This window comes from Paenarthrobacter aurescens, assembly GCF_025421775.1.
Classification (GTDB): Bacteria; Actinomycetota; Actinomycetes; order Actinomycetales; family Micrococcaceae; genus Arthrobacter; species Arthrobacter aurescens_B.
In genome coordinates this window covers 23,296-47,422 of the sequence record NZ_JAOEFX010000002.1, presented here as the reverse complement: position 1 = coordinate 47,422, position 24,127 = coordinate 23,296, and the positions used below count along the sequence as shown (strand labels likewise).

General features: G+C 61.8%; 26 protein-coding genes and 1 tRNA gene. 18 read left to right on the top strand and 9 right to left on the bottom strand.

The annotated features are described in order from the left end of the window. Positions 1-2: 2 nt before the first annotated feature. A complete protein-coding gene (locus tag N7568_RS03535) occupies positions 3-1,565 on the bottom strand; it encodes a glycoside hydrolase family 32 protein (RefSeq protein WP_261608536.1) in 1,563 nt (520 codons plus the stop codon). 331 nt (positions 1,566-1,896) lie between these two features. On the opposite strand from N7568_RS03535, the gene N7568_RS03530 reads away from it, so the two are divergent. The 6 genes from N7568_RS03530 to N7568_RS03505 all read left to right on the top strand — a co-directional run bounded on the left by N7568_RS03530 (position 1,897) and on the right by N7568_RS03505 (position 8,437). Then, positions 1,897-3,333 carry a family 43 glycosylhydrolase gene (locus tag N7568_RS03530; protein WP_261608535.1) on the top strand — a complete coding sequence of 479 codons (1,437 nt, stop codon included), beginning with the start codon at positions 1,897-1,899 and terminating at the stop codon, positions 3,331-3,333. A gap of 50 nt (positions 3,334-3,383) precedes the next feature. Further along, entirely contained in the window at positions 3,384-4,721 is a 1,338-nt protein-coding gene (locus N7568_RS03525) for an ABC transporter substrate-binding protein (RefSeq protein ID WP_261608534.1), read from the top strand. A 49-nt stretch (positions 4,722-4,770) separates the two neighbouring features. Next, positions 4,771-5,652: a carbohydrate ABC transporter permease gene (locus tag N7568_RS03520; protein ID WP_261608533.1), complete on the top strand. Its 882-nt coding sequence runs from the start codon at positions 4,771-4,773 to the stop codon at positions 5,650-5,652. After that, on the top strand, positions 5,649-6,551 hold the full coding sequence (locus N7568_RS03515) for a carbohydrate ABC transporter permease (protein WP_261608532.1): 903 nt from the start codon (positions 5,649-5,651) through the stop codon (positions 6,549-6,551). Before N7568_RS03520 ends, N7568_RS03515 begins: the two co-directional genes overlap by 4 nt. Before the next feature lie 38 nt (positions 6,552-6,589). Continuing rightward, positions 6,590-7,672: a LacI family DNA-binding transcriptional regulator gene (locus tag N7568_RS03510; RefSeq protein ID WP_261609017.1), complete on the top strand. Its 1,083-nt coding sequence runs from the start codon at positions 6,590-6,592 to the stop codon at positions 7,670-7,672. Between the two features lie 111 nt (positions 7,673-7,783). Beyond that, on the top strand, positions 7,784-8,437 hold the full coding sequence (locus N7568_RS03505; protein ID WP_261608531.1) for a DedA family protein: 654 nt from the start codon (positions 7,784-7,786) through the stop codon (positions 8,435-8,437). Positions 8,438-8,449: 12 nt separating this feature from the next. Here the strand turns inward: N7568_RS03505 and arr are convergent, their stop codons facing one another. From arr to N7568_RS03485, 3 genes are all read right to left on the bottom strand, one after another. Continuing rightward, on the bottom strand, positions 8,450-8,860 hold the full coding sequence (arr, locus tag N7568_RS03500) for an NAD(+)--rifampin ADP-ribosyltransferase (protein WP_261608530.1): 411 nt from the start codon (positions 8,858-8,860) through the stop codon (positions 8,450-8,452). 2 nt (positions 8,861-8,862) lie between these two features. Next, on the bottom strand, positions 8,863-9,312 hold the full coding sequence (locus N7568_RS03495; protein WP_261608529.1) for a Clp protease N-terminal domain-containing protein: 450 nt from the start codon (positions 9,310-9,312) through the stop codon (positions 8,863-8,865). Positions 9,313-9,662: 350 nt separating this feature from the next. Continuing rightward, a complete protein-coding gene (locus N7568_RS03485) occupies positions 9,663-9,947 on the bottom strand; it encodes a DUF1905 domain-containing protein (RefSeq protein ID WP_261608527.1) in 285 nt (94 codons plus the stop codon). An 854-nt stretch (positions 9,948-10,801) separates the two neighbouring features. Here N7568_RS03485 and N7568_RS03480 point away from each other — a divergent pair. The 7 genes from N7568_RS03480 to N7568_RS03450 all read left to right on the top strand — a co-directional run bounded on the left by N7568_RS03480 (position 10,802) and on the right by N7568_RS03450 (position 14,640). Continuing rightward, positions 10,802-11,218 carry an SdpI family protein gene (locus tag N7568_RS03480; protein ID WP_261608526.1) on the top strand — a complete coding sequence of 139 codons (417 nt, stop codon included), beginning with the start codon at positions 10,802-10,804 and terminating at the stop codon, positions 11,216-11,218. Positions 11,219-11,349: 131 nt separating this feature from the next. Beyond that, positions 11,350-11,583 carry a cold-shock protein gene (locus N7568_RS03475; protein WP_261608525.1) on the top strand — a complete coding sequence of 78 codons (234 nt, stop codon included), beginning with the start codon at positions 11,350-11,352 and terminating at the stop codon, positions 11,581-11,583. 409 nt (positions 11,584-11,992) lie between these two features. Continuing rightward, the gene (locus tag N7568_RS03470) at positions 11,993-12,178 is read left to right on the top strand and encodes a hypothetical protein (protein WP_261608524.1); all 186 of its coding nucleotides are present in this window, start codon (positions 11,993-11,995) and stop codon (positions 12,176-12,178) included. 210 nt (positions 12,179-12,388) lie between these two features. Continuing rightward, positions 12,389-13,066: a CalY family protein gene (locus N7568_RS03465; RefSeq protein WP_261608523.1), complete on the top strand. Its 678-nt coding sequence runs from the start codon at positions 12,389-12,391 to the stop codon at positions 13,064-13,066. A 323-nt stretch (positions 13,067-13,389) separates the two neighbouring features. Further along, positions 13,390-13,857 (top strand): hypothetical protein, encoded by a 468-nt coding sequence (locus tag N7568_RS03460; protein WP_231341005.1) that lies wholly within the window; start codon positions 13,390-13,392, stop codon positions 13,855-13,857. Positions 13,858-13,995: 138 nt separating this feature from the next. Then, a complete protein-coding gene (locus tag N7568_RS03455; protein ID WP_261608522.1) occupies positions 13,996-14,154 on the top strand; it encodes a hypothetical protein in 159 nt (52 codons plus the stop codon). A 48-nt stretch (positions 14,155-14,202) separates the two neighbouring features. Beyond that, the gene (locus N7568_RS03450) at positions 14,203-14,640 is read left to right on the top strand and encodes a GNAT family N-acetyltransferase (protein WP_261608521.1); all 438 of its coding nucleotides are present in this window, start codon (positions 14,203-14,205) and stop codon (positions 14,638-14,640) included. Positions 14,641-14,713: 73 nt separating this feature from the next. Here the strand turns inward: N7568_RS03450 and N7568_RS03445 are convergent, their stop codons facing one another. From N7568_RS03445 to N7568_RS03430, 4 genes are all read right to left on the bottom strand, one after another. Continuing rightward, positions 14,714-14,923, bottom strand: coding sequence for a hypothetical protein (locus N7568_RS03445; RefSeq protein WP_261608520.1), 210 nt, complete (start codon positions 14,921-14,923; stop codon positions 14,714-14,716). Between the two features lie 81 nt (positions 14,924-15,004). Continuing rightward, positions 15,005-15,250: a hypothetical protein gene (locus N7568_RS03440; RefSeq protein WP_261608519.1), complete on the bottom strand. Its 246-nt coding sequence runs from the start codon at positions 15,248-15,250 to the stop codon at positions 15,005-15,007. Between the two features lie 142 nt (positions 15,251-15,392). After that, positions 15,393-15,466: transfer RNA gene (locus N7568_RS03435), tRNA-Thr, on the bottom strand. Between the two features lie 147 nt (positions 15,467-15,613). After that, the gene (locus N7568_RS03430) at positions 15,614-16,492 is read right to left on the bottom strand and encodes a DsbA family protein (protein WP_261608518.1); all 879 of its coding nucleotides are present in this window, start codon (positions 16,490-16,492) and stop codon (positions 15,614-15,616) included. Between the two features lie 176 nt (positions 16,493-16,668). On the opposite strand from N7568_RS03430, the gene N7568_RS03425 reads away from it, so the two are divergent. The 5 genes from N7568_RS03425 to N7568_RS03405 all read left to right on the top strand — a co-directional run bounded on the left by N7568_RS03425 (position 16,669) and on the right by N7568_RS03405 (position 23,359). Further along, positions 16,669-18,162, top strand: a complete 1,494-nt coding sequence (locus tag N7568_RS03425; protein ID WP_306422583.1) for an alpha,alpha-trehalose-phosphate synthase (UDP-forming) — start codon at positions 16,669-16,671, stop codon at positions 18,160-18,162. Then, positions 18,152-18,949 (top strand): trehalose-phosphatase, encoded by a 798-nt coding sequence (otsB, locus tag N7568_RS03420; RefSeq protein WP_261608517.1) that lies wholly within the window; start codon positions 18,152-18,154, stop codon positions 18,947-18,949. Before N7568_RS03425 ends, otsB begins: the two co-directional genes overlap by 11 nt. A gap of 206 nt (positions 18,950-19,155) precedes the next feature. After that, positions 19,156-20,238: an ABC transporter ATP-binding protein gene (locus N7568_RS03415; protein ID WP_261608516.1), complete on the top strand. Its 1,083-nt coding sequence runs from the start codon at positions 19,156-19,158 to the stop codon at positions 20,236-20,238. 116 nt (positions 20,239-20,354) lie between these two features. Continuing rightward, positions 20,355-21,941: a beta-N-acetylhexosaminidase gene (locus N7568_RS03410; RefSeq protein ID WP_261608515.1), complete on the top strand. Its 1,587-nt coding sequence runs from the start codon at positions 20,355-20,357 to the stop codon at positions 21,939-21,941. Next, entirely contained in the window at positions 21,938-23,359 is a 1,422-nt protein-coding gene (locus N7568_RS03405; protein WP_261608514.1) for a DUF4032 domain-containing protein, read from the top strand. The genes N7568_RS03410 and N7568_RS03405 overlap by 4 nt, the downstream gene beginning before the upstream one ends. A 63-nt stretch (positions 23,360-23,422) precedes the next feature. Here N7568_RS03405 and N7568_RS03400 read toward each other — a convergent pair whose 3' ends face one another. Next, positions 23,423-24,124: a GntR family transcriptional regulator gene (locus tag N7568_RS03400; protein ID WP_261608513.1), complete on the bottom strand. Its 702-nt coding sequence runs from the start codon at positions 24,122-24,124 to the stop codon at positions 23,423-23,425. Positions 24,125-24,127: the final 3 nt, after the last annotated feature.

Sequence of the window (24,127 nt, the reverse complement as noted above, 5' to 3'; positions counted from 1 at the left end):
TGCTAGATGGCGGTGCCGAACTCCCGGATGGTGATTCCAGTGAAGGTTGCCGGACCACCGTCTGCGTAGAACGAGATCCCGGTGTCCCCCTCGGCGAAGTGCACCTGCTGGGAAACCACGGAGTGCCCGGAATTCACAAACACCTCAACGCTTTGGGTGTCCACGAAGATCCGCAGGTGAACGGACCGTGCGTTGGCGTCGATGGGTGCTGCGGCGCGTGTGTACGGCGCGAGCGCGTACCCCGCTTGGTCAGACGGCGCGCGATCGACGTACAGCTCGGCGCCGTACTTGCCGATGTTCGTGTGGCGTGTTCCATCGGCGGAGCGTCCCACCGAGACCCCAACATTTGTGGCGTTGTCCCACGAGACGTCGAGCTCCAGCTCATACGCCCGCCCACTCCATGGCAGCACAGAGCTGCCGGTGACTGTGCGGTCAGGGAGAATTGTCGTTGCGGTGACGTGATTGGACAGCGCCGGAACGGGGGCGCTGAGCAGGCTGTACCAGCCTCCCGATTGACGTTCAAGCCGCAGTTCACGCGTTATCGAGTTCTGCCCGTTGTATCCGTCGGAGACGTCAGTCGGTACATCGCGGGCCGCGTACTTCCAATTGTTCATCCACGCTGTGGCAAGACGCTTGGTCTCCGGAGCCTCCACCGATGGCCATGTGACGGCGGCGTACCAGTCCCAGCCCCAGTCGAGCCATTGCGGCGTCAAGTTATCGGCGAGGAAGGCCGTGCCGTTCCATGTGCCCATCCAGTACGCATAGGTCATGGGCAATCCGATGCTGTAAGCGTCCATGCTCGCGGCAAACACCCAGTGCCGTGTGCCGTCATCGGCTGTCATCTCGAACAGATCCGGGCATTCAATTCCGCCCAGTGCATGGTTCGGGTAGTCGAAATTGGACGTCCATTGCCAGTCCCGCAGGTTTGATGAGGTGTAGAACGCAGCGTAACGGGCCCGCCCGATGACGCATACCCACTCGCCGCGTATGGCGTCCCAATGGATTTTGGGGTCCCGGAACCACTCGGCATTGTCGATCTCGGCGGGCGTGCTTGCGGTCCGGCCGTCAGTGTTCACGATCACCGGGTCCGGCAATGCCGTAAACGTGTAGCCGCCATCTGTGGACCAGTAGAGGTACTGCTCCTGGAACTTTCGGATCCCATCCGTGGGCTGGGTGGCGAGCGCTATCACCGCGCCGGCACCGAAGCCTGCCGTGTTGGCAGTGTCAACCACCGCTGATCCGGACCAGACCGGGAAATCGGGTTGCAGCGGCATCACCACCCCATGGTGGGTGAAAGAAACACCGTCGGTCGTTGTGGCGTGGTCCCATCCACCCGGACCGTTGTTCTGGCCGGAGTGCAGGTAATAGAGCTGGTACGCACCGTTGGTATGGACGGGGCGCTGCGGATCGCACAACCAGCCGGAGGGTGGCGTCATGTGGTAAACCGCCCGAAGGGAGGTCAGGGCGTGCGCCGCCGCCAGGGGCTGGAGTCCGCTGAAGGAAAGGGCGAGTGCCCCTGCGCCTGCACCTTGCAGGACAGAGCGTCGTGAAATGTGGTGCGTCATGAATGGGTTTCCTCTCAAGTCCCGCGGGCGCAGTTGACCGCTGGACGTCATGTGGTGGGCACAGCGGCAGAGCGGGCACGTCCACGTTCCCGGCAGCCAGCTGGCCAATATGTGAGGTGGAGAAACCGGTGATGGATTGCCATGCCCGCGTTCAGGGGGCTGTTGGCTCATCGGCTACGCAGGACGTTAGCGGGATGGACCTCATCTGGTCAAGCGTTTTAGCGACAAAAAATTTCGCGGGAATGAATTTTGCTAAAACGCTTGAACAACGTCGAATTCCGGGCTAACTTACGAGTGATCAAACGCTTTAGCAGAATGGACATCAGCGCAGATGAAACGCTCAGTCTTCTTCCAACCCGCCGACGGCTGGGTTGGAGACCTCATCCCCTTCGAGAAGGACGGGGAGTTCTGGCTCTTCTACCTCCACGAAGACCGCTCGGACCCGAAACCCGGCACCTCATGGAACCTTGTCACCACCAAGGACCTCACGCAGTTTGAGGACCACGGCGTTTCCCTGCATCATGGCAGCGAAACCGACCTGGACTTCAATGCCTATACCGGCAGCATCGTCACGGACGAATCCGGCGTCCATCACTTGTTCTACACAGGCCAGAACCCCCGCAACCTGGGATCCGACGGCGCACCCCTGCAGCTGGTCATGCACGCCACGAGCACTGATGGCATGCAGAGCTGGACCAAGCACCCGGAGCTCACCTTCGGCGCTCCGGACGGCTACGAGTCCGGCGACTGGCGCGATCCCTTCGTGTTCCGGGACGACAGCAACGGCCAGTGGAGGATGCTGCTGGCAGCACGGCATTCCACCGGGCCTGAACGGCGCCGCGGGGTCATCGCCCAGTGCGTGTCCAGCGATCTCATGACCTGGCAGCACACCGAACCCTTCTGGGATCCGCGCCGTTACATCACGCATGAATGCCCGGATGTCTTCCAATGGGGCGGCTGGTGGTACATGGTGTACTCCGAGTTCTCGGAATCGTTTACCACGCGCTACCGCATGGCCAAGAGTCCCGACGGCCCCTGGACGGTGCCGGCCCTCGACAGCATCGACGGCCGTGCCTTCTATGCCTCAAAAACTGCGGAGCGCGATGGGCGCCGCTTCTTCTTCGGATGGATCGCCAGCAAGGAAGGCAATACCGACCAAGGGCCGTGGCAATGGGCGGGCACCATGTCCGTGCTGGAAGCCCGCCAAAACCCGGACGGAACACTGGCATTCTCCCTCGCAGACGAACTCTTGGAGAGCTTCTGGGACGACGTCCCGGTATCCCTGAACAAGTCCTTGCCGTCCAGGCTCCACGCCCCCGACGGATACGCGGCTGTGGTTTCCGACGAGGAGCTGCCCAGCCAGTTCTACGCCAAAGTGGTGCTGGACATCGCCGAAAACACCACCGAGTGCGGGCTGTTGCTGCGCTCAAGCCACGACGGCGACCGTTCCTACATCCTGCGCCTGGAACCCAAGCGCAGCCGGCTCGTGTTCGACCGCTGGCCCCGAACCATCACCGGCGACGCGCAGTGGCACGTCTCCGGTGACGTGCCGTTCGACGTCGAACTTGAGCGCCCCTGTGACCTCACCCCGGGCGAGCACACCCTTGAGGTCATCGTCGACGGCGACACTTGCGTCGCCGTCGTCGACCGTCAAGTGGCGCTCAGCGCCAGGATTTACGACCTCACTACCGGCCGGATCGGCGTCTTTGCCGGCGAAGGATCCGCCACCCTGACCGAGCTTGAGATACGCCAGCGCACCGACAACTGAATATTCCGCCCCAACCCCAACCTCTGTTCCAATCAAGGGAGATTGCCGCAATGAAGAAACTGTTCCGTGCTGCCGCCGTCGCAGCCGTCACTGCCCTGGCGTTGACCGCCTGTGGCGGCGGAGGAGCCGCCACCAACCCCGCCAACGTCAGCCCCACCGGGGAAATCAAACCCCGCGAAATTTCGTGGCTGCTTTCCAGGCCCGCCGATGGCGCCGTCATCAACATCATGAAGAAGCTCGCAGATGACTATGCCAAGGACCACCCGGGTTTTGCACTGAACCTCATCACCACCCCGGACCGACCCTCCTATATCCAAAAGCTCGAAACCCTGGCCGCAGCCAACAAGCTGCCGGAGTTGTTCGACACGGATGCCACCCCCTTCGCCCAACAGTTGGCCAAGCAGGGCAAAATGGTGGACGCCGACAAGCTGCTGAAGTCCTTGGAGATCTACGACGACTACCGGCCCGGCGCGTTGGACTACCAACGCTTCGACGACGGCTCCCTGTACATGATCCCGTTCCAGTTCGAGCTGGAATTCATCTGGTACAACAAGGCATTGCTCGAAAAGGCCGGCGTTGCCGTGCCGAAATCCCTCGATGACATACCAGCGATGTGCACCGCCTTGCGCAACGCAGGAATCACGCCGATCGCCATCGACGGGCAGGACCAGTGGCCGCTTGAACGCTACGTCGCGTACCAGCCGTTCCGTGCTGCAGGGCCCGACTTCGTCCAGAAGCTCAAGAAGGGCGAAGCCTCCTTCACCGATGCTGCCGGACAGAAGACCGTGACCTGGATGGCTGAACTCGGCAAGGCCAAGTGCTTCCAGGATGGGTTCTCCGCCCAGGGGTACTCGGACGCGCAGAACCAATTCACCTCCGGCCAGGCTGCAATGTACAACATCGGCACCTGGGAACTGCCCAGCCTCGCCACCGACAAGCTCAACCCTGAAGTGCGGGACGACATCGACTTCTTCACTTTGCCCACCACCGAGGGTTCGGTGACCTCTGCCAACGAGTTCGTCTCCCCCTCCGGCATCGGCATGGCGGTGAACTCGAAGACCTACGATCCGCTGGTGAGCGACTTCCTGAAGTTCGCCTTGGACAAGTACCCGGCTGAGTACGCCGCCACCGGCGCCCTCTCCCCCACCACCAACGTGCAAACAGCCATCCCGGCCAACGCAACTCCGCTGTACAAGAAGGCTCTCGAAACCGCCAACACACTCGGGGACAAGCAGGCCATGCCGTGGGATACCCAACTGGACCCCACCACCAACGGCAGGCTGCAACAGGAACTTGTCCTCCTGGTCCAGGGCAACATCACGCCCGAGCAGTTCACCAAGACCATGGACGACGCCATCAAGCAGAACGCTCCCAAGTTCTTCAAGTAGACCCAAGCGGCGGGGGTGCCCGTAAGCACCCCCGCCCGAAAGGCACACCATGCTTCCCAACAGGTCAAGGACCTCAGTCCTGGTCTTCCTGCTTCCACCACTGCTGCTCTACTGCGCAGCAGTCCTCTTCCCGATTCTTCAATCCCTGTTCCTGAGCTTCTTCTCCTGGAACGGCATCAGTGACATGGAATTCGTCGGGCTGGCGAACTACGTGCGCATGCTCACCGCAGATGACATTTTCTGGCGCGCATTCTTCAACGCCCTCATCTACCTGGCAATCTGCCTGGTCCTGCAGCTGGGCGGTGCACTGGTTGTAGCCAGCCTGCTCACCTCCCTTCGCAGGGGCCGGGAACTCATCAAGACCCTGTACCTGCTGCCGGCGGTGATCTCCACCGTGGCGATTGCGTTCCTCTTTGTCCGCATCTACTCCATTGACCCTGTTGGGCTGCTGAACCAGCTGCTGCACTGGGTGGGACTGGGTTCCTTTGAACGGGCCTGGTTGTCCGACGTGAACACTGTTCTAGCCGCCGTGTCCGCCCCTGAAGGATGGAGATTCACCGGGCTTTACATGCTCATCATTTATGCGGCCCTGATCGCTGTGCCCAAGGAACTCGAAGAAGCCGCGGTACTGGATGGCGCTTCGAAATGGACACTCTTCACCAAGATCCGCTTTCCCTATATACGGCCCGTGTGGATTACCACCACCATCATGGCCACCACCTACGGTTTGCGCGGGTTCGACATTCCCTACCTGATGACCAACGGCGGCCCCGGGCAGTCCTCCGAGCTGCTCACCACCTATATGTACAAGACAGCCTTCACCAGCACGGACTTTGGCTACGCAAGTACCATCGCCGTCTTCATCGTGATCGAGTGCCTCGTCGCCGTCGGCCTCATCTTGTTCATGCTCAAGCGGAAGGCAGATTCATGATCACCCAGACAGCCCCGGCCCAGCCAACCTGTGCCCGGGTTCCTTCTCCCGTCTCCCAGCGCCGGCGTCGGAAGCCCAGCTTGTACCGGACGCTCTCGAGGGTCCTGATCATGCTCATCGTGATCGTCCAGGTGTACCCGCTCGCCTGGCTGTTCGTGACCAGCCTGCGGACCGAACACGACTTTGCCACCGGTGATCCGTTCGGACTTCCCAGCTCGTTGACGTGGGAAAACTATGCCCGCGCTTTTGAAACCGGCGACCTGGGACGGAACATCCTGAACAGTTTCATCGTCACTATGGGCGCCAACATCTTGATTGTCCTGTTCGGCATGATGGCCGCCTACGCCATCCAGGTCCTTGGCTTCCGCCTCAGCAAGTTCGTCCGGGGCTTGTTCCTCATTGGCATCATTGTTCCCGTCCAAATCGCGTTGGTCCCCCTGTTCATCGATTACTCCGCCGTGAACCTGCTGGACACCTACCAGTCGATGATCATTCCGCTGGCCGGCTTCGCCCTTCCGATGTCCATTTACCTGTTCTCGTCCTTCTTTGAGTACATTCCGCGTGAAACCTACGAGGCCGCATCCCTGGATGGCGCCGGGCCTTACCGCATCTTCGGACTGATCACCCTGCCGCTCTCGCTCAACACGGTGGTGACAGTTGTGCTGGTCAACAGCATCTTCATTTGGAACGACTTCATCTTCGCCAACACCTTTGTTCTTTCCGAGGACCTGAAAACCATTCCGCTGGGCCTGCAGAACTACATAGGCGCCATGGGCAAGGTCGACTGGACGGCGACTTTCGCCGCCGTCTGCGTGACCATCACACCGCTGCTGCTGGTGTTCCTGGTCCTCAACAAGGCCATGATCCAGGGCCTTGAGAGCGGGGCAAACAAGGGATGACGGCCATGGCAGACGGATATACTCCTGATGGAGGACAGATGATTTCGCAGGAGAGAGATTCAGGCAACGCGGCCGCGCCCGTTGTTCCTGTCAGGAGAGGCCACGCCCATCCGGTGACCCTCCGCGAAGTCGCTGAACTGGCCGGCGTGTCCACTGCCACGGTCTCCCTGGTGATCAACAAGAAGAAGAACGCCCGCATTGCCGACGAAACCCGCCAACGCGTCACTGCGGCGATCGCTCAGCTGGGTTACAGACCAAACGCAATGGCCAAGACGCTGGTCAGCGGCACCTCGAAGTTCATCGGGCTGGTCGCCGACGGCGTAGCCACCACGCCGTTCGCCGGCCAGATCATCCACGGGGCCCAGGACGAGGCCTGGAAACATGGTTACGCCCTGCTCATCGCGAATACCGAGGGCAACCAGGAGCTCGAAAAAGACGCGATCGCCATGATGCTGGAATACAAAGTACGCGGCATCCTGTACTCCACTTGGTTCCATCGCCCCACGGACATCCCGCCAACCCTTCGCGAGGCGGACTTCGTCCTGGTCAACTGCTTCTCACCGAAATCCGGGGCCGCACGCGCTGTGGTCCCGGACGAAGCCCAGGGTGGACAGTCGGCCACGGATATCCTCCTCCGGGGCGGCCACCGGCGAATCGCCTTCATCAACACCACAACCCCCGCGCCGGCCAAGGACGGGCGACTCCAGGGTTACAAGGACGCACTCCAAGTAGCCGGGATTCCTTTTGACCCTGATTTGGTGCTGGAAGCCTACCCGGATCAGGAGGGCGGCTACGGCGCCACGGAAGACCTGCTCAAGCGCAACGTTTCAGCTGTGTACTGCTACAACGACCGCATGGCCATGGGCCTCTACGACGGCCTGAGAGAGAACGGACTCTCCATTCCAGACGACATTGCCGTGGTGGGTTTCGATAACCAGGAGGTAATCGCGGCCCATCTTCGTCCTCCACTGTCTACGGTCTCGCTGCCCCACTATGAACTGGGTGCGGCCGGAGTCCGCATGCTTCTGGGCTTGGACGCTGCGCCCCTCGAATCCGCTGTGAAGATTGCCTGCCCGCCGGTTGAACGTTCCTCCGTTGCCGTGCATTCACCAGCCCAGTAATCCATTCGTTGCCCTTCGGCGTCAGTGGGAATAGCGTTGAGGTGGAAGCCCAGTGGTCCCCCATCACTGGGCTTCCCTTTGGACCCGTAACCCCTTTGGAAGGAAACCTGCTTGATCGGCTCTTTGGAAGCGACGGGTTCAGCGGACCAATTGACCGGCATTGTCGGTGTCGCCGCGCAAGTCATCGAAGCCCTTGGCGAATGGGGCGTGGGCTTGATGACGCTCTTGGAGACGGTCTTTCCTCCCATCCCAAGTGAGGTAATCCTCCCCCTCGCCGGATTCCTGACCCAGCAGGGAGGCATGAGCCTTCTTCTGGTGTTTGTCACCAGCACCCTCGGCGCTTACGCCGGAGCAATGGTGTTGTACTGGCTGGGATACAAGGTGGGGTTGGAACGGTCCATCAACATGTTGTCGAAACTTCCCCTGGTTGATCGTGAGGATTTCGAGAAAGCCGCCGAATGGTTCGAACGTCACGGCAAGTCGGCGATCTTCTTCGGCAGGCTTTTGCCCGGCGTTCGCAGCCTCATTTCCCTCCCGGCAGGCGCCGAACGCATGAACCTGATGACCTTCAGCATCTTCACGATTGCCGGGACCGGGGTGTGGAACGCCCTGCTTATTGGCCTGGGCGCGTTGCTCGGCAAGCAATACCAACTGGTAGACCAGTACTCACGGTTCCTCAACTACGCCGTGTACGCAGGTGTGGCCGCTTTCGTGGCATGGCTCATTATCCGCAAGGTACGACGAGGCAAGGAAAGCGCCAAGTAGGGCAGAACCGCCCTAATTGATGATTTCACCGCGTTCGTCGGCCAGGAGTGTTGCCAAGCGTTCCTTCCACGCCTGCAGCGCCTCGGGCGCCAGCCGTGTCCAGTCGGTGACTTCGCCAATGACCTTGAGTGGTGCGCTGCTGCGATATGACCGCGTGGGATTGCCGGGAAACTTCTTGTCGGTTACGTTCGGATCGTTTTCGAAGGGCCCGGTCGGCTCGACGGCGTAGACGCGTGGCTCAGCGTCGCCGGCGGCAAGTTCGGCAGCGAGTCCCGCACCATCTCGAAGAGCCGTGAAATAGATGTGGTTCATCACGACTTCAGGACGGTAGTTGGACCTGAAGCCTGAGCCCAGGAGATCACCCTCCCGAAGATTGGCCTTTGTTCCGTGAAAGAACGGTCCTTTGTCCAACGGTTGGTTCACAGCTACAGCCTCTTCCGCACGGCAGAACGGTCAATGCGAAGCTCGTCAAAAAGTGCCGACACGGGGTCGTGTTCGCCACGCTCCAGGAGCGCCTCGATGAGGTTGGCGGCGGTGATCTGCCGGGACTTTTGATCCACGGCATGCTTGAGCATACTGGCCATGGTCTCCTTGGCCCCCGAACTGAACGGCGGCTTCCTCCCCTTGGTTGGCATGGTTGCCCGCTTGAGGTCCTTGGTTTCGAGTCCGATGCTCTTCAGGGCAGTGGCATCCAGTCGCGAAGCTGCCTTTTGGGCGTCTTCCAGGCTGACGCCAAGGACCGCTGCCGGACCCGGTTCGTGGAGTGCACCAAGAAGGAGGTGCTCCGTTCCCATTCGTTTGTCGCCCCGGCTTCGGGCTTCTTCCATGGCGTACCCAACGATCCGTCGGGTGTCATGGGTAAATTGTTCAAACATGGCTCAACTCATTCCCGGTATTTAGCGTGTATCGATTGTCGTGAAACGCCCAGGGCGTCACCGATCTGCTCCCACGTCCAACCCTGTTCGCGGGCCGCCCCTACGTGGACTGCTTCGACCTGTTCGGCCAGGCGGTGAAGAGCTCCCACCGCGCGTAAGCCGATAGCGGGGCTCGTCGAACTAATCTGCTCGGAGAGTTCATCAGCGTTCATAACTGTCAGGCTAGACTGACAACCCTCGCCTGTCAATGCAGACTGACAAACCCTTGTGGCACCGCCTCGCCCAGTACGACACTTGACGGCCGCACACAAGAGCTGAACAACCGTGGCACGCTGCACCACTGCCCTCTGTCAGTTCAGGCGCTGAGTGAGGTGAACTTCGACGGCGTCACCGTCGTCCTTCCCAATGGCTTTGCGGACAGGAGCAGCCACCGGGAGTTTGTGCGTACCGTCTCCCAGCGCCATGAAGGCACCGGTGAATGGGTGTCCGTCTACGGTGCCGGCCACTTTGACCAGTCCACGGGTTCCAAAGATCTTCGCAGAATCGGGGAGCTGGACACAGGTCCAAGTGTCACCTGATCGGACTTTGCCGAGCCGGGCAACGAAGGTGATGTCCAGTGGTTGTGGTTCTGCCATCTTCTCTTCTCCTCCTTAGTGGGGGCAGTGCCGCGCCGGACACCCTCCCTCCCCATGTCGATTCTGACTCGTCCCTGACGCGTTGCCAACGAACGCCCGCGCGCTCATCGCTAGGATAAGACGAAACTGAAATCAGGGAGGCTTGGTGTTGTGGGGGAACAACCTGGTAAGAGTGGTGCCCGGAAACGACACGAGGTGAGCTTCGGTGTCCGTTTGTCGTGCCGGCATTCAACAGCTTTGACCGTGCCGGACACCGCGCGAGTACGCCTCCCCGCGCCTTCTGCGCAAACCCGATCCGCCCTCCCGCATAACGAGAAATGAATATGGAACTTCTTGACGCACACACTGTTGTGATCACTGCCGTACTCCTGGTCCACATCACAGGGGTGATGATCGTGGCCGCCTCAATTGCTGGCCTGGTGATCTCACTCTTCGTCGTCGTCCTCGCTGTGCATGCTGTCCGAACCATGTGGGAACTGACGCAAACCTGGCGTGGTAGAGGACGATTCATCGGAGATTCCAGTAAGTTTCTTCGTTCCGTGAATTCAGCAGCCCTCGCTGTGCGTCCGATGATAAGTGCGGTACGACAGAGGGTCAGCCAGCGAGGCTTCAACAGAAGAACCGAGTGAAGTAATCGGCCGAGGAGACACCTGGGGCTCTGCTCGGCGCAGCGGATAGTCCTTGAGCATGACGAACCGATCTCGGTGGGGCATGGCACCGGGTGAGGCGTGCTGCAGAAAGAGCTGTCATTCGTATCACGAACGGCCACTGGCAAGCGGCCGGGCCGGAGTCTCGGCTCAGGTCATTGACTTGTGCCACTCCATACTGGCTGGTTAGCGTCGGTCATCGGATAAGTGACGCCACAACGAAAGGGCAGCTTCTTGGGGGCAGCATCCAGCACGACCATGTTCAGCATCGCTTTCCTGGTCGTTGCCGGACTCCTGAAGATGTTGGCTTCACAGATCGAGGCGGGGCAGTCCAGACCGAATCCGACTTTCGGCATCAGGTCCAAGGCAACCATGGCCTCCGAAGAAGCCTGGATAGCTTCCCATGAGGCATCCTTGAGGATTCTGAAAGGGACAGCCGTCTTCTTGCTCGTGTGCACGGCAGCCTTGTGGGTTCTCTTCGCGGTCCTGCCCAAGGATGACGCCAGCGTGCCGTTGATCTTCTTCAGTGGCCTTGGCTTCACTGCAGTCCTGGTCGTGCTTCTGATGCGGATGTACGTCAAGGCTGATGCTGTCGCAACCAAGATCGGCTCGGCTGCAAACTAGGGCCAGCCCGTTGCTGCGTTTGCCACCGTCCGTGGAGACGCTGCGGTGGCTCCTCGTTCACCGAGTGGGCCCCGCGCATGGCAGAGTCACGTCGCCATCGCTCCCATCGGTAGCGGACCTAGACTGGTGCGATGAAAACTCAAGGGGTCGTCCGTTTCTGGAACGACGAACACGGGTGGGGTGTCATTGACTCCGCACCGACTGCCGGGGGCTGTTGGGCTCATTTCAGCGTCGTCGAGGTTGCCGGCTATCGGTCGCTCACTGCCGGGGAAAAGGTGGAGTTGGATTGGGAAGCCGTTGAGCAGGACGGGTACGCCTACAGGGCGATCTCGGTCAGGACAGCTGACAGCGAGATGCGAGCATGAGGCTCGATCGTACGATCAGAACTAACCAGCCGACGGACAACGTCCCGGAGAGGCACGCCAAGTACTCCCCGGGGTCTTCGCTGCACCGCAGCGCCACGAACTCTTCGGCGGACGCGATCACTGAAACCTACCTCCGCCATTAGCATCCATGGACACGCGGTGGGCAAGCACCTCCATCATCCGGGAAGGCAACAGATACCGCCTGTTGGGTGGCATCAAAGAAACTTCATGGAGCGGGACGGGCCGCATCAAGCCGGCGCTGCCGTAGCAGGGGCCGCTAGCCCGGCGACGGCCAATTATGCGACGACAAAAGCAGCGAAAAGTGGCCAACTACCGGTCATGAACTTATCCCCCAGTAAGAAATGCGTGCGCCCCATAAGCGTGAGGAAACCTGCCAAGGAGTGATTCGATGACCACGGGACCATGGGTCTATATGGCAATAGCCTCAGCGATTCTGACTGCATCTGTAGCGATTGCTCTACAGGGCTCCACCTCGTTGTGGTTCACCGCGGCGGCCATGGCTCTGGCAGTGATTTCAGTCCTGTGGCGCTCCTGGAAGGACAAGAACAGAGATCAGGACGTCCCTCAGGAATGACAGCCACCGCCCTTTCGCAAGTGAAAGAGGCCTTAGAGGCCGCACGGCCCAGGGCTATCGGGAGTTTCTGAATCGCCTGCGGGGTGCAGACGGACACGACCGCCCGGAATCATGCCAGGATTTTGCCGGTGCGGGAGTCTTGAGTTTTTCCTGAGGAACTGTTGACTGAACACCGGATGGGTTCTTGATCCGGGCCCGGCACAGTAGTTCTTGTCAGCCACGCAGGCCGGCAAGAACCGGCCGGCCGATCACGGTGGCCACACGAAAGGACACCTGATCCCCATGGCCATCACCCTGAAGTCCACCTCCGGCAAGATCCTCGCTTCCGTCGCACTGGTCGGCACAGCAGCCGCCGTCGCCGGCATGGGCACCTACGGCGCGTTCACCTCCTCCACCTCCGCCTCCCAGGCCGTCACCGCAGGGACCGTCACCATCGCCCTGGGCACCGGAGCGAACAACACGCTCAACGTCCCGGTCGCAGGACTGCTGCCCGGCGACAAGGTCGAAAAGCTCGTCACCCTGGCCAACACCGGCAACTCGGACCTGAACAACGTCACCCTCACCACCTCCGCCGGCGCCACAGGTTCCCTGCTCACCACCGACACCACGCACGGGCTGCAGCTGACCATCGAAAACTGCTCCGTCGCCTGGACCGGCACCGCCGCCCCCTACACCTGCGCCGGCACCAAAACCACCGTCCTGGCCAACGGCCCCGTCATCGCAGCGAACAAGGTCCTGAACAACCTGACCTCCCTGACCTCGACCAAAACCGACAACCTCAAAGTCACCACCGCACTGCCAGCCACCGCGAACAACGACTTCCAAGGCGCCACCTCCACCCTCGCCTTCTCCTTCACCGGCACCCAACGCACCGAAACCACCAAGTAACCACCACCCGAATCCCCGCGAGGGGTTCACCCAATAGGCCCCGGGGGCCGGCCGGCATGCCCTTCCGGCCGGTCCCCGGCCCATTTCCCGGGCAAGTCGCGAGGCCGGAATGCTCGCCGCCCTCTGGACCAAAGACCCCAAGATGTCAGCCCGGAAAGCGCCCCAGAGCTCCAGGCAGCAGGCAGTGAGTGACCCGCACGGGAGATTTTCCGTCTTGAGCGGACCTTGAGTGTTCACCAAGGCCTTTCCTGAGGCTGGTGGGGCACAGTTGAGGTTGGAACAGTTGAATTGAACGAACACGCTACAGGGACGGAAACACGCACATGCAGGGCAAAGGCATCATCTGGCAAGTACCAGCCATCATCCTGGCTGTCGTGCTGCTGATGATCAGCGTCCCCGCCTCGCCGGCCCATGCAAAGTTCAACGACACCGACACAGGCGCAATGGCAGTCACCGCGGCCCGAATCCCGGCCCCGGCAGCCAACACGGTGACCGTGACCAAGAGCTGCGATTCATTCCTCTGGTTCGCCCAGGCCAAAATCAGCGTCGGCAATTTCAGCGCCGTCGCCTACGCGAACTACCACGAGCTGAAGATCATCGACCCTGATGGCGTCGTACAGTTCACCGGCGATCTGAGCAAGAGCTCCGGTAAGTCGTACAGCTCAGGAGTCCAAAGCGTGAGCAACCTGTCCGGGACGTGGACCTACCAGATCCGCGGCTACTACAAGGTTCCAAACTCCACCAACGCCTGGGCTGGCCAGCCCCTCACCGGCACCCTGAACTGTCCCTGAGCCTCGCGCGATGCAGCGGCAGCATCATCCGGCGATTGTTTGGAACGATCGTCAGTGAACGGGGCGCGCCCTACCGGGTCCACGGTAATCGCGGGTGGTCTACGTAGCATTGGGACTCAACGACCAATGGGGGCAGCAATGAATTTAAGTCCGGCTTTCGGAATCGTCGGCATCCTCTACGCCGTCTTCATGATCGCCGTGGCCGTTCTGGCCGTATACGCGCTGGTCCTGACCATTATCTTCTTGAGGCTGAGGATCGCAGAGCTAAAGAGGGCGGCACGGACCGGGGACAACTGATGCCGCTGCCCCATGGCGAGCGCCTCCGTCTGCGCAGGTAGGGTCAGCATGAAAATCATTGGGGACGGGAATGCCGCTCAGTTCGACGACCTGCTTGCTCTCGACCAAGTCGCACAGCGGGATCCAGACCGGCAACGGGAACTCCGTAAATGGCTCGAGTCCGGTTCGGTCAGGGTAGCCACCAAGGACGGCTCCCCGGTCGGCTATACGGTGGTTGAGCCTTCCTTCTTCGGCAATGACTTCCTGGTGCTCATCGTGGTCGGAGAGGACCACAGAAAATCCGGCATCGGTCAACTGCTCATCAGCGACGTCGAGTCCACTGAGCGCCACACTAAGCTCTTTACTTCGACCAACCTCTCGAACCAGATCATGCAGCGCCTACTCGCACGCCGCGGATGGGTCTCCGCGGGAATGGTCTTCGGACTGGACGAAGGCGACCCCGAACTCTTCTACCAGTTCCCGCAGTCACCCCTCAACGGGCGCTAAGCCGCAGACCTGGATTCCGCAGCGCTCCCCTGCGCCCGCGCTATGTCGCCTTAGCCGGCCTCTCCAGATGGACTCAGGACCCGGTGTTCACGTCCGAGGCTTGCCCGTCGGGAGTCGCCTTGGGAGTGGTCAGTTTGAAGCCAACGCTGATGCCCGTGCCGAAGAGCAGTATTCCGGCGAGAACGAATCGCCACGGGCTGGGGTCGGGCACCGACAACGTTGACGCGACCAAGGCAAGGAACAGAATGACCTGCAGCCAGGACAAGGCAAAGAACTTCCTCATGGCTCTGCCACCGCATCCCGCCACCATTCCATGATGCCCCCCAAAAAAATATGGCCTTCTTCTGGTACTCCAAGGAGAAACTCACCGGCCTGCCGGTTTAGTCTTGGCGCCTTGGGACCCGCCCCTCCGGGCCCGGAGCTTCGGGCCGATGGACTGCCCCAGCACAAGCCACCCAATCGTCACCACAAACGCGACATTGCCGAGGGTTGGGTCGCCGCCTGTGACACTGTTGATCAGCAAGAGCCACACCACGATGTCGGCCATGACAATGACGAAGGTGACCGGCCACAACGGGCGACGCCACGCATACATTCTCTGACCCAGCATTTTCGGCCCCCCAACAGTTAATGCTCCACGGCCCCTCGGCCCGTGCTCGGTGCCTAGTCTTCAGAGAAGGCAACGGCGCCGCAAGTCAGACACGAAAAACCCCTCCGTTCCGGGCAAATCGCCGGAATGGAGGGGTTCGTAGAGCCCCCTGTCGGATTCGAACCGACGACCCCCGCTTTACAAGAGCGGTGCTCTGGCCAACTGAGCTAAGGAGGCACACTCCGGTTAACCCGAAGCACAGCGCGAAAGAGCGCTAGATAAGGTTAGCCCAGACCATCCCCGTCAACGAAATTTGCCGGAACAACAGCGGCCGGTCACCCAACTTCGTAGAGGTGACCGGCCGCCGTCGTAAATTCCCAAGGGTTAGCCCTTGGCATCAACTGCCGTCTGGATCTCGGCATTCAGGTCGGCCTTGCCGTCCCACTGCTTGCCGTCGATGAACACGGTGGGCGTGCCGGTGATGCCGATCGCCGCAGCTTCCTGCGTAGCAACCTTCACCCAGGGGCGGAACTGCTTGCTGTCGACGCAGGAGTCAATGTTGGCCGCACCGATCTCGGTGGCCATGGCCTTGAGGTCGTTGTCGGAGATGCCCGCGCCACCTTCAGCCGGCTGGCGCTCGAAGAGCAGGTTGAAGAAGTCCGCGTACTTCTCGGGAGAGGAGTTCACTACGCAGGCAGCAGCATTGGCTGCGCGGGAGGAGTAGTTGGTGGTGGACTGGCGGTCCAGGAAGCCCAGCGGGCGGTACTCGAGCGAGATCTTGCCTTCGTTGCGAAGATTCGTGAGCGACTCACCGTAGGCGGTCTCGAACTGCTTGCACACCGGGCAGATGAAGTCGATGTAGGCAATAACCTTGACCGGCTTGCCGGCTTCGGCTTCGCCACCCGGGACCGTTACGGTTGCGGGCTTGGTGGCCGGAGGGGAGGGAACGTCTGCCACGTTGACGGTGGCGGGTTCGGACTTCACAACTTCAGAGTTGGCCAGCAGCGTGACGCCGCCGTGCACGTTGCCGTTGGCCGGCGTCGGGCCTTGGTCGGCGATGGGTGCGTTGTTCTGCATGTTGCCGACGATCACAAACGCAACCACAGCGATGATGACCACCACGGCCACCACAATGCCCCAACCGACCAGAAGCTTGTTGCGCTTCTCCTTCTTCAGCTGGGCTTCGCGGATTTCGCGAGCCTTTTCCCGTGCCTGGGCGGTGCGTTCAGCCTTGGACAGGCGTGGTTCGTTTGCGGGGCTCATCAGTTCCTCGGGGTATTCGACGTCAAAGGGCATAGCTAGGGCAACGGGGTCAGTTTACGGGAGCAAACTTGAAGATCTGCCGCGGACCCTCTTGCCCGGTTGTTGAACGATCAACTGCGGCCGAAGATTCCGCTAGTAGGCTGGGAGTTGAGTCACAGCAACCCCAGGGAGCATTAATGCAGGATTTGGCAAGCGAAAAACTCAAGACCGAAGACGGCGTCCGGGCTTCTCCCGTCAAGAAGCCCACGGCAACCAAGTTCGACTTCATGGTGGTCTCCAACAGGTTGCCCGTCGATCGCATCAGCGATGACAACGAAGAAAGCGGGTGGCGGCGTTCGCCCGGCGGCCTGGTGACGGCGCTCGCGCCGATGATGACAAAGTCCGACGGCGCGTGGGTGGGTTGGCATGGCGCCCCGGACGAGACGGTGCGCCCCTTCAGCCATGAAGGCATGGACCTCATACCGGTGCAGCTGAGCAGCGACGATGTTGAGCTGTTCTACGAGGGCTTCTCCAACGCGACCATTTGGCCGCTCTACCACGACGTGATCGCGCCGCCTGAATTCCACCGCACGTGGTGGGATTCCTACCGCAAGGTCAACCGGAAGTTTGCCGACGCCGTCGCCCGCCACGCCGCGGACGGCGCCACTGTCTGGGTGCAGGACTACCAACTCCAGTTGGTTCCACGCCTGCTGCGTGAGGCTCGTCCGGACCTCAAGATCGGCTTCTTCAACCACATTCCCTTCCCGCCGCCGGAGATCTTCGCCCAGCTCCCGTGGCGCAGGGAAATCATTGACGGTTTGCTCGGCGCGGACCTCCTGGGCTTCCAGCGGCCCAGCGACGCCGGCAACTTCATGCGTTCGGCCCGCCGCTTCCTGGGCGCCAGCGTCAAGCAGCAACAGGTGCACGTCAAGGGTCCCGACGGCGAGGTCACGCACATTGCCCGGGCGCAGGCCTTCCCGATCTCCATCGACGTTGCCCAGATCCGCGAGCTCGCGTCCAACCCTGAGATCATCGAGCGCGCACAGCAGATCCGCAAGGACCTCGGCAATCCGAAAACCATCCTCCTTGGCGTGGACCGCCTGGACTACACCAAGGGCATCCGGCACCGGCTCAAGGCCTTCGAGGAACTCCTGGCGGACGGCCACATCAAGGTGGAGGACGCCACCCTGATCCAGGTGGCAAGCCCCAGCCGGGAACGGGTTGAACAGTACAGGCTGCTCCGCGAGGAGATCGAAGGCACCGTGGGCCACATCAACGGCACCTACGACACCATCCAGAACACCGCGGTCCGCTACCTGCACCACAGCTACCCGGTGGAGGAAATGGTGGCGCTGTACCTCGCTGCGGACGTCATGCTGGTCACCGCGCTGCGCGACGGCATGAACCTGGTGGCCAAGGAGTACGTCACGGCCCGTTCCGAGGATGACGGCGCGTTGGTCCTGAGTGAATTCGCTGGAGCTGCCGACCAACTCAAGCAGGCGCTCCTGATCAACCCGCACGACATCGACGGACTCAAGTCCACCGTTCTGCGGGCCATCAACATGCCCGCCAAGGAAGCGCGCCGCCGCATGAAGCTGATGCGCAAGCAAATTCTGGATCACGACGTCGATCACTGGTCGGCGGAGTTCCTGGCCGCCCTGGAAGAGAAGGTGGTGCGCGATGACAGCTGAGAGCCTTTCCCTGTCGCCGGAGCTGCTTGAAGCAGTCCGGCGCATTTCCGGCACGGAACACCTCCTGGTGGCCCTCGATTTCGATGGGACCCTCTCCCCTATCGTGGACCGCGCCGAGGACGCCCGCCCCCTGCCGCGCTCTGCCGCGGCTTTGGAGGCACTCGCCGAGCTTCCACGCACGACGACGGCACTCATCTCGGGCCGGGCACTGGACAGCCTGCGCCTGGTCGCCGCGCCTCCGGCCACCACGCTGCTGATCGGCAGCCACGGCGCTGAGGTCTGGCTCGGCGAAGGATCCTTGGGTTTGGAACTGGACGATGAGCAGCGCGCCAAGCTGGCCGCGGTCAGGGAGGTTCTCGCTGAAATCGTCAATATCGCGCCGGGGACTTTGCTCGAAGACAAGCCTGCCGGCATCGTGCTCCACACAAGGATGGCCGACGACGACGTTGCGGAAGACGCCGTCGAGGCCGCCACACGGGTGCTGAGCGAGCATCCCGGCGTCTACCTGAAGACTGGAAAGCGGGTGTTGGAAACATCCGTGGTCCACGCTTCAAAGGGCGAAGCCGTGGAGTTCCTTCGCCAGGCGACGGGTGCCACGGCCATTCTGTTTGCAGGCGACGACGTCACCGATGAGGACGCGCTGGGCCGGCTGATGGGCGACGACGTCGGGATCAAGGTGGGCTTGGACTTTACGCAGGCGCAGTACCGCGTGGAGGCGCCTGTTCACATCGCGGAATTGTTGGAAGCGTTGCTCCGCGAGCGTCGTCGGGTCACTGCCGGGGCCTAGCGTGTGAGCAGTGCAACATGTGACATTCGTAACATTTAGGTAGTTAGTCAAAAAGTCTGACATACTCTTGGATGTGATGTGACGCACAGAACCGTGCGACGTCACACGATCCTCCCCGTCCAATGGCCGGGGAGTTCAACTGAAGAAAATGAACCATTCACAACGGATCGTCCGGCACGTACCTGCCGGTGAAGGGATTGATAACTGTGGCTACAGTTACTTTTGATAACGCTACGCGTCTGTACCCGGGCACAGATAAGCCCGCCGTCGATAAGCTCAACATCGACATCGCCGATGGCGAATTCCTGGTCCTCGTTGGACCCTCCGGTTGCGGTAAGTCCACCTCGCTGCGCATGCTCGCAGGCCTTGAGGACGTCAACGCAGGCCGCATCCTGATCGGTGACCGCGACGTCACGGACGTACCGCCGAAGGACCGCGACATCGCAATGGTCTTCCAGAACTACGCCCTGTACCCGCACATGACTGTTGCGGACAACATGGGCTTCGCGCTCAAGATCGCCGGCGTCCCCAAGGAAGAGCGCGCAGAGCGTGTTCGCGAAGCCGCCAAGCTTCTTGACCTTGAGCAGTACCTGGACCGCAAGCCGAAAGCACTCTCCGGTGGTCAGCGCCAGCGTGTTGCCATGGGCCGTGCAATCGTCCGTAACCCGCAGGTCTTCCTCATGGATGAGCCGCTTTCCAACCTTGACGCCAAGCTCCGCGTCCAGACCCGTACGCAGATCGCATCCCTGACCCGCCGCCTCGGCGTCACCACGGTTTACGTGACGCACGACCAGGTCGAGGCCATGACCATGGGTGACCGCGTCGCAGTGCTGAAGGACGGCCTGCTGCAGCAGGTTGACACCCCGCGCAACCTCTACGACCGCCCGCAGAACGTCTTCGTTGCAGGCTTCATCGGCTCCCCGGCCATGAACCTGCTGGAACTCCCCGTCGTAGACGGCGGCGTCCAGTTCGGCGGAACGGTTTACCCCGTGCCGCGTGACGTCCTCGAAGAGGCTCACGGCCAGACCGTCACGGTCGGTTCCCGTCCGGAAGACCTCGAGACTGTCGGCAACGGCGAAGGCCTCCAGGTCGAGGTTGACGTCGTGGAAGAACTCGGCGCCGACGCTTACGTCTACGGCCACACCATCCTGGATGGCAAGAGCCACGACATCGTTGCACGCGTCGACGGTCGTCGCCCCCCGATGAAGGGCGAGTCCATCTTCGTTCGTCCGCAGTCCGGCCACGTGCACCTGTTCGACACGAAGACCGGCCTCCGCCTGGGCGACTAATCCCGGCAGCAGCCGGCTGGGTACGCCCACCGGCAAGTACATCCGCATTGTGATAGCGGCCCGACCCCTCCCGGTCGGGCCGCTCTCGCGTTAACCTTTCTCCCAGAAAGAACGGCATGAACACGACGGACAACCTGATTCCCCGCCCCTCGCACGTCGCACTCCTGGACGGCCCGGCCTTCACCCTCGCCCCCACAGCACGGATCACCGCTGCCGATGCAACTGCGCCGGTCGCTGAACAACTCGCCTCCCTGCTGCGCCGCGGCACCGGTTTCGAACTGCCCATCGCTGAGGACACCCGCCCCGGCGACATCGCCCTCGAGTTGATGGAAGCGTTCGACGGCGGCCCGGAAGCCTACGCGATCAGCGTCACCGACGATGGAGTCCGGCTCACGGCCTCCACCGCCGCAGGGCTGTTCAACGGTGTTCAGACGCTTCGACAGCTCTTCCCGGCTTCCCTTGAAGGTACCGACCCATCGGCAGGCACCTGGACGATTCCCGCCGTCGAGATTGCGGACGCCCCGCGCTTCGCGTACCGCGGCCTCATGCTGGACGTCGCCCGCAGCTTCTTCACCGTGGAGGAAGTAAAGGAGCAGATCGACGTCATGACGCAGTTCAAACTGAACGCCCTGCACCTACACCTCACGGACGATCAGGCGTGGCGAATCGAGATCAACGATCCTGGGTCGGCAGGAAACCCGTCCGGGCTGCCCTACGCCCAGCTCACGGCTATCGGCGGACAAGGCGCTGTAGAGGTGCCCACCGCTGTGCCGGCCCGCGGGCGCCACGGGTTCTACACGCAGCAGGATTTCAGGGACATCCAGGCCTACGCCGCCACCAAGAACGTACTGGTGATCCCGGAGATCGACCTCCCGGGCCACGTCAACGCAGCCCTCGCTGCGATTCCCCAGCTCAACCCCGATGGTCAAGCCAAGCCGATGAGCACCACGGCCGAGGTCGGCTGGTCCACCCTCACCGCGGATCTGCCCGCCACGTATGAGTTCGTTCGCGAAGTCCTCAACCAACTCGCAGCCATCACTGTGGGCCCCTACCTCCACATCGGCGGCGACGAAGCCCATGTCACGGGCCACGACGACTACGTGGCCATGGTGCAGCAGTTCGTTCGGATCGGCGCCGAAACCGGAAAGGCGGTGGTGGGCTGGAACGAGTTCGCCGCCGTCGAGCTTCCGGAAGGTGCCGTGATCCAGTACTGGCACGGCGATTTCGAGCCAACGGTGCGGCAGGCCGGGAACAACGGCTCGCAGGTGATCATGTCTCCTGCGGCTACCACCTACCTGGACCAGAAGTACACATCGGACAGCCCCATCGGCCTGTCATGGGTGGAGGGCGGACCCTTCACCTGGTCCGAGTACTACAACTGGGACCCTGCACAAGGCGGTTTGCAAGACCACCAGATCCTCGGCGTCGAAGGCCCCCTGTGGACCGAAACCGTCCGCACCAACCAGCAGGCCCAATGGCTCCTGTACCCGAGGGCAGTTTCCCTGGCAGAAGTCGCCTGGTCAGGCCAGGAGGTCCGCAACGCGGGTGACTTCCGACGTCGGCTGGGCGCCTTGGGCGAGCGGCTCGCCATGCAAGGTGTCGTCTTCCAGGAAGCGCCCGACGTCGAATGGTCCGCCAAACCGGAGTATCCCTTTGCCGCAGCGACTGCCAGCAGCGAGAAGTACGGAACAATTGAAGTATGAGCGAGCAAAACGAAGCCCAGTGGCACGACGAACCGACCGACTACGGGCAAATCGGCAAGCTCCCCCGGACTGAAGCAGCCAGCGCCCAGGACACTGCACCGCCCGCCAGCGTCATCGGTTCCCTGAACATCACGGCAGCTACGGCCGATCCGGAGCTTCTGGACCTGCCGTGGCACATCGCGTTGGAGGATTGGCCCGCTGAAAACCTGGCCGCACTCCCCCGCGGCATCTCCCGGCACATCGTGCGCTTCGCCCATTTGGGTGGATCGGTAATCGCCATCAAGGAAACGTCGGAGCACGTGGCCCGCCATGAGTACCACATGCTGCGGAAGCTGGCACGGCTGGACGTCCCTTGCGTGGAGCCGGTGGCTGTCATCACCGGACGCACCACCGCGGACGGGCGCCCGTTGAACCCTGTGCTCGTGACGCGGCACCTGAAGTTCTCCATGCCGTACCGTGCGTTGTTCTCCCAGATGCTGCGCAAGGACACCCTGACGCGCCTGATCGACGCCCAGGCGCTGCTGCTGGTGCGCCTGCACCTTGTGGGCTTCTACTGGGGTGACGTTTCACTGTCCAACACGCTGTTCCGCCGTGATGCCGGCGCCTTCGCCGCGTACCTGGTGGACGCCGAAACGGGCGAGCTCTACCCGGACCTGTCCATGGGCCAGCGCGAATACGATCTTGAGATCGCCCGGGTGAACATCGCCGGCGAACTGATGGACCTGCTGGACGGCGGGCTCATCGAAGAGAAGGTGGACCCAGTCGCCACCAGTGAGCTGATCATGGACAGCTACCGCCGGCTCTGGACTGAGCTGACCGAGAAGGAATCCTTCGAACTCGGCGAAAGGTGGCGCGTGGCCGCCCGCATCCGCCGCCTCAACGAGCTGGGCTTCGATGTGGAGGAATACGCCATCAAGACCACGGCGGACGGCTCCACCATCCAGCTCCAGCCAAAAGTCGTCGACGCCGGTCACCACCAGCGCCGCTTGCTGCGCCTCACCGGGCTGGACGCCCAGGAGAACCAGGCCCGCAGGCTCCTCAACGACATGGACCAGTTCCGGGCAGACAACAACCCGGACCTGGACGAGGAAATCAGCGCCCATATCTGGGTCAGCCAGATCTTCGAGCCCATTGTGCGGTCCATTCCGCGGCACCTCGCTGGGAAACTGGAGCCGGCAGAAGTGGTTCACGAGGTCCTGGAGCACCGCTGGTACATGAGCCAGAAACAGGACAGGTACGTGCCCTTGGCCGAGACGGTGCAGTCCTACCTGGACACCGTGTTGCAGCACCGTCGCGACGAGGCTGCCATCATGTTGAACCCGGATACGGAGCTGCTCAAGATCCTTGAAGTCGAGGTAGAGGAATCCGGCCGGTACGACGACGAGGACGAGGACGAGTACCCGGACGCGGACGACTAGCGGAGTTTTTGTACAGATAACGCCCGGAAGAGGTCCCCTAAAGGGCGTTATCTGTACAAAAACTCACGGGTCCAGGGTCTCGGCGAGGCCGGCAAGGACTGGTTCGCGGCCCAGCTCGATGTGCGAGTACGCCAGCGAGTACGCCAGGTCCGGCCGGCCTTTCAGGATCGCGTTGCACAATTCCGTGTGTTCGTCGCGTTGGAGTTCATTGCTGCGGTTGTGGGCCAGACCGAAGATCCAGCGCATCCGCCCGAACAAGGGCTTCACGGATTCGATCAGGAGCCTGTTCCCGGAGAGTCGCACGATCTCTGCGTGCAGCTCCGCGCTTATTACAGCCACGTCTTCGGACCGGTCCCCGTCGATGGCTGCCTTGGAGGCATCCATGAGCTCTTCCAGCCGGCCGCCGTCGCTGCCCTCCGCCACGCGGGTGGCAGCCATCCTGGCGGCAAAGGTTTCCAAGCACAGGCGAATGTCGAAAAGCTCATTGACATCGGTGAGCGTCAGTTGCCGGACCACCGCACCGCGGCGGGGGAAGGTCTCCACAAAGCCGTCCTGCTCCAGGCGCTGGATAGCCTCCCGCACGGGAATACGGGAGACGCTGTAGACCTCCGAAAGTTCGCGTTCACGCAACCGCATGCCTTGGGCGTACTTGCCCGTGACGATGCCCTCAAGCACCAGTTGGTAGACGTTCTCCGCGCGGGCCTCTTCATCGCGGCCATTTCCGGTTTCAGGCATCGCCTCAGCCACTGTCAAACTTCCCTTCATGCC

What these genes read in the sequence shown, in the direction of transcription:
- N7568_RS03535 (WP_261608536.1), bottom strand. Translation starts at nt 1,565, where the DNA reads ATGACGCACCACATTTCACGACGCTCTGTCCTGCAAGGTGCAGGCGCA.
- N7568_RS03450 (WP_261608521.1), top strand. Translation starts at nt 14,203, where the DNA reads ATGAAAATCATTGGGGACGGGAATGCCGCTCAGTTCGACGACCTGCTT.
- N7568_RS03475 (WP_261608525.1), top strand. Translation starts at nt 11,350, where the DNA reads ATGAAAACTCAAGGGGTCGTCCGTTTCTGGAACGACGAACACGGGTGG.
- N7568_RS03430 (WP_261608518.1), bottom strand. Translation starts at nt 16,492, where the DNA reads ATGAGCCCCGCAAACGAACCACGCCTGTCCAAGGCTGAACGCACCGCC.
- N7568_RS03440 (WP_261608519.1), bottom strand. Translation starts at nt 15,250, where the DNA reads ATGCTGGGTCAGAGAATGTATGCGTGGCGTCGCCCGTTGTGGCCGGTC.
- N7568_RS03445 (WP_261608520.1), bottom strand. Translation starts at nt 14,923, where the DNA reads ATGAGGAAGTTCTTTGCCTTGTCCTGGCTGCAGGTCATTCTGTTCCTT.
- N7568_RS03460 (WP_231341005.1), top strand. Translation starts at nt 13,390, where the DNA reads ATGCAGGGCAAAGGCATCATCTGGCAAGTACCAGCCATCATCCTGGCT.
- N7568_RS03485 (WP_261608527.1), bottom strand. Translation starts at nt 9,947, where the DNA reads ATGGCAGAACCACAACCACTGGACATCACCTTCGTTGCCCGGCTCGGC.
- N7568_RS03520 (WP_261608533.1), top strand. Translation starts at nt 4,771, where the DNA reads ATGCTTCCCAACAGGTCAAGGACCTCAGTCCTGGTCTTCCTGCTTCCA.
- N7568_RS03425 (WP_306422583.1), top strand. Translation starts at nt 16,669, where the DNA reads ATGCAGGATTTGGCAAGCGAAAAACTCAAGACCGAAGACGGCGTCCGG.
- N7568_RS03530 (WP_261608535.1), top strand. Translation starts at nt 1,897, where the DNA reads ATGAAACGCTCAGTCTTCTTCCAACCCGCCGACGGCTGGGTTGGAGAC.
- N7568_RS03410 (WP_261608515.1), top strand. Translation starts at nt 20,355, where the DNA reads ATGAACACGACGGACAACCTGATTCCCCGCCCCTCGCACGTCGCACTC.
- N7568_RS03495 (WP_261608529.1), bottom strand. Translation starts at nt 9,312, where the DNA reads ATGTTTGAACAATTTACCCATGACACCCGACGGATCGTTGGGTACGCC.
- N7568_RS03510 (WP_261609017.1), top strand. Translation starts at nt 6,590, where the DNA reads ATGATTTCGCAGGAGAGAGATTCAGGCAACGCGGCCGCGCCCGTTGTT.
- N7568_RS03515 (WP_261608532.1), top strand. Translation starts at nt 5,649, where the DNA reads ATGATCACCCAGACAGCCCCGGCCCAGCCAACCTGTGCCCGGGTTCCT.
- N7568_RS03470 (WP_261608524.1), top strand. Translation starts at nt 11,993, where the DNA reads ATGACCACGGGACCATGGGTCTATATGGCAATAGCCTCAGCGATTCTG.
- N7568_RS03455 (WP_261608522.1), top strand. Translation starts at nt 13,996, where the DNA reads ATGAATTTAAGTCCGGCTTTCGGAATCGTCGGCATCCTCTACGCCGTC.
- N7568_RS03405 (WP_261608514.1), top strand. Translation starts at nt 21,938, where the DNA reads ATGAGCGAGCAAAACGAAGCCCAGTGGCACGACGAACCGACCGACTAC.
- N7568_RS03400 (WP_261608513.1), bottom strand. Translation starts at nt 24,124, where the DNA reads ATGAAGGGAAGTTTGACAGTGGCTGAGGCGATGCCTGAAACCGGAAAT.
- otsB (WP_261608517.1), top strand. Translation starts at nt 18,152, where the DNA reads ATGACAGCTGAGAGCCTTTCCCTGTCGCCGGAGCTGCTTGAAGCAGTC.
- N7568_RS03525 (WP_261608534.1), top strand. Translation starts at nt 3,384, where the DNA reads ATGAAGAAACTGTTCCGTGCTGCCGCCGTCGCAGCCGTCACTGCCCTG.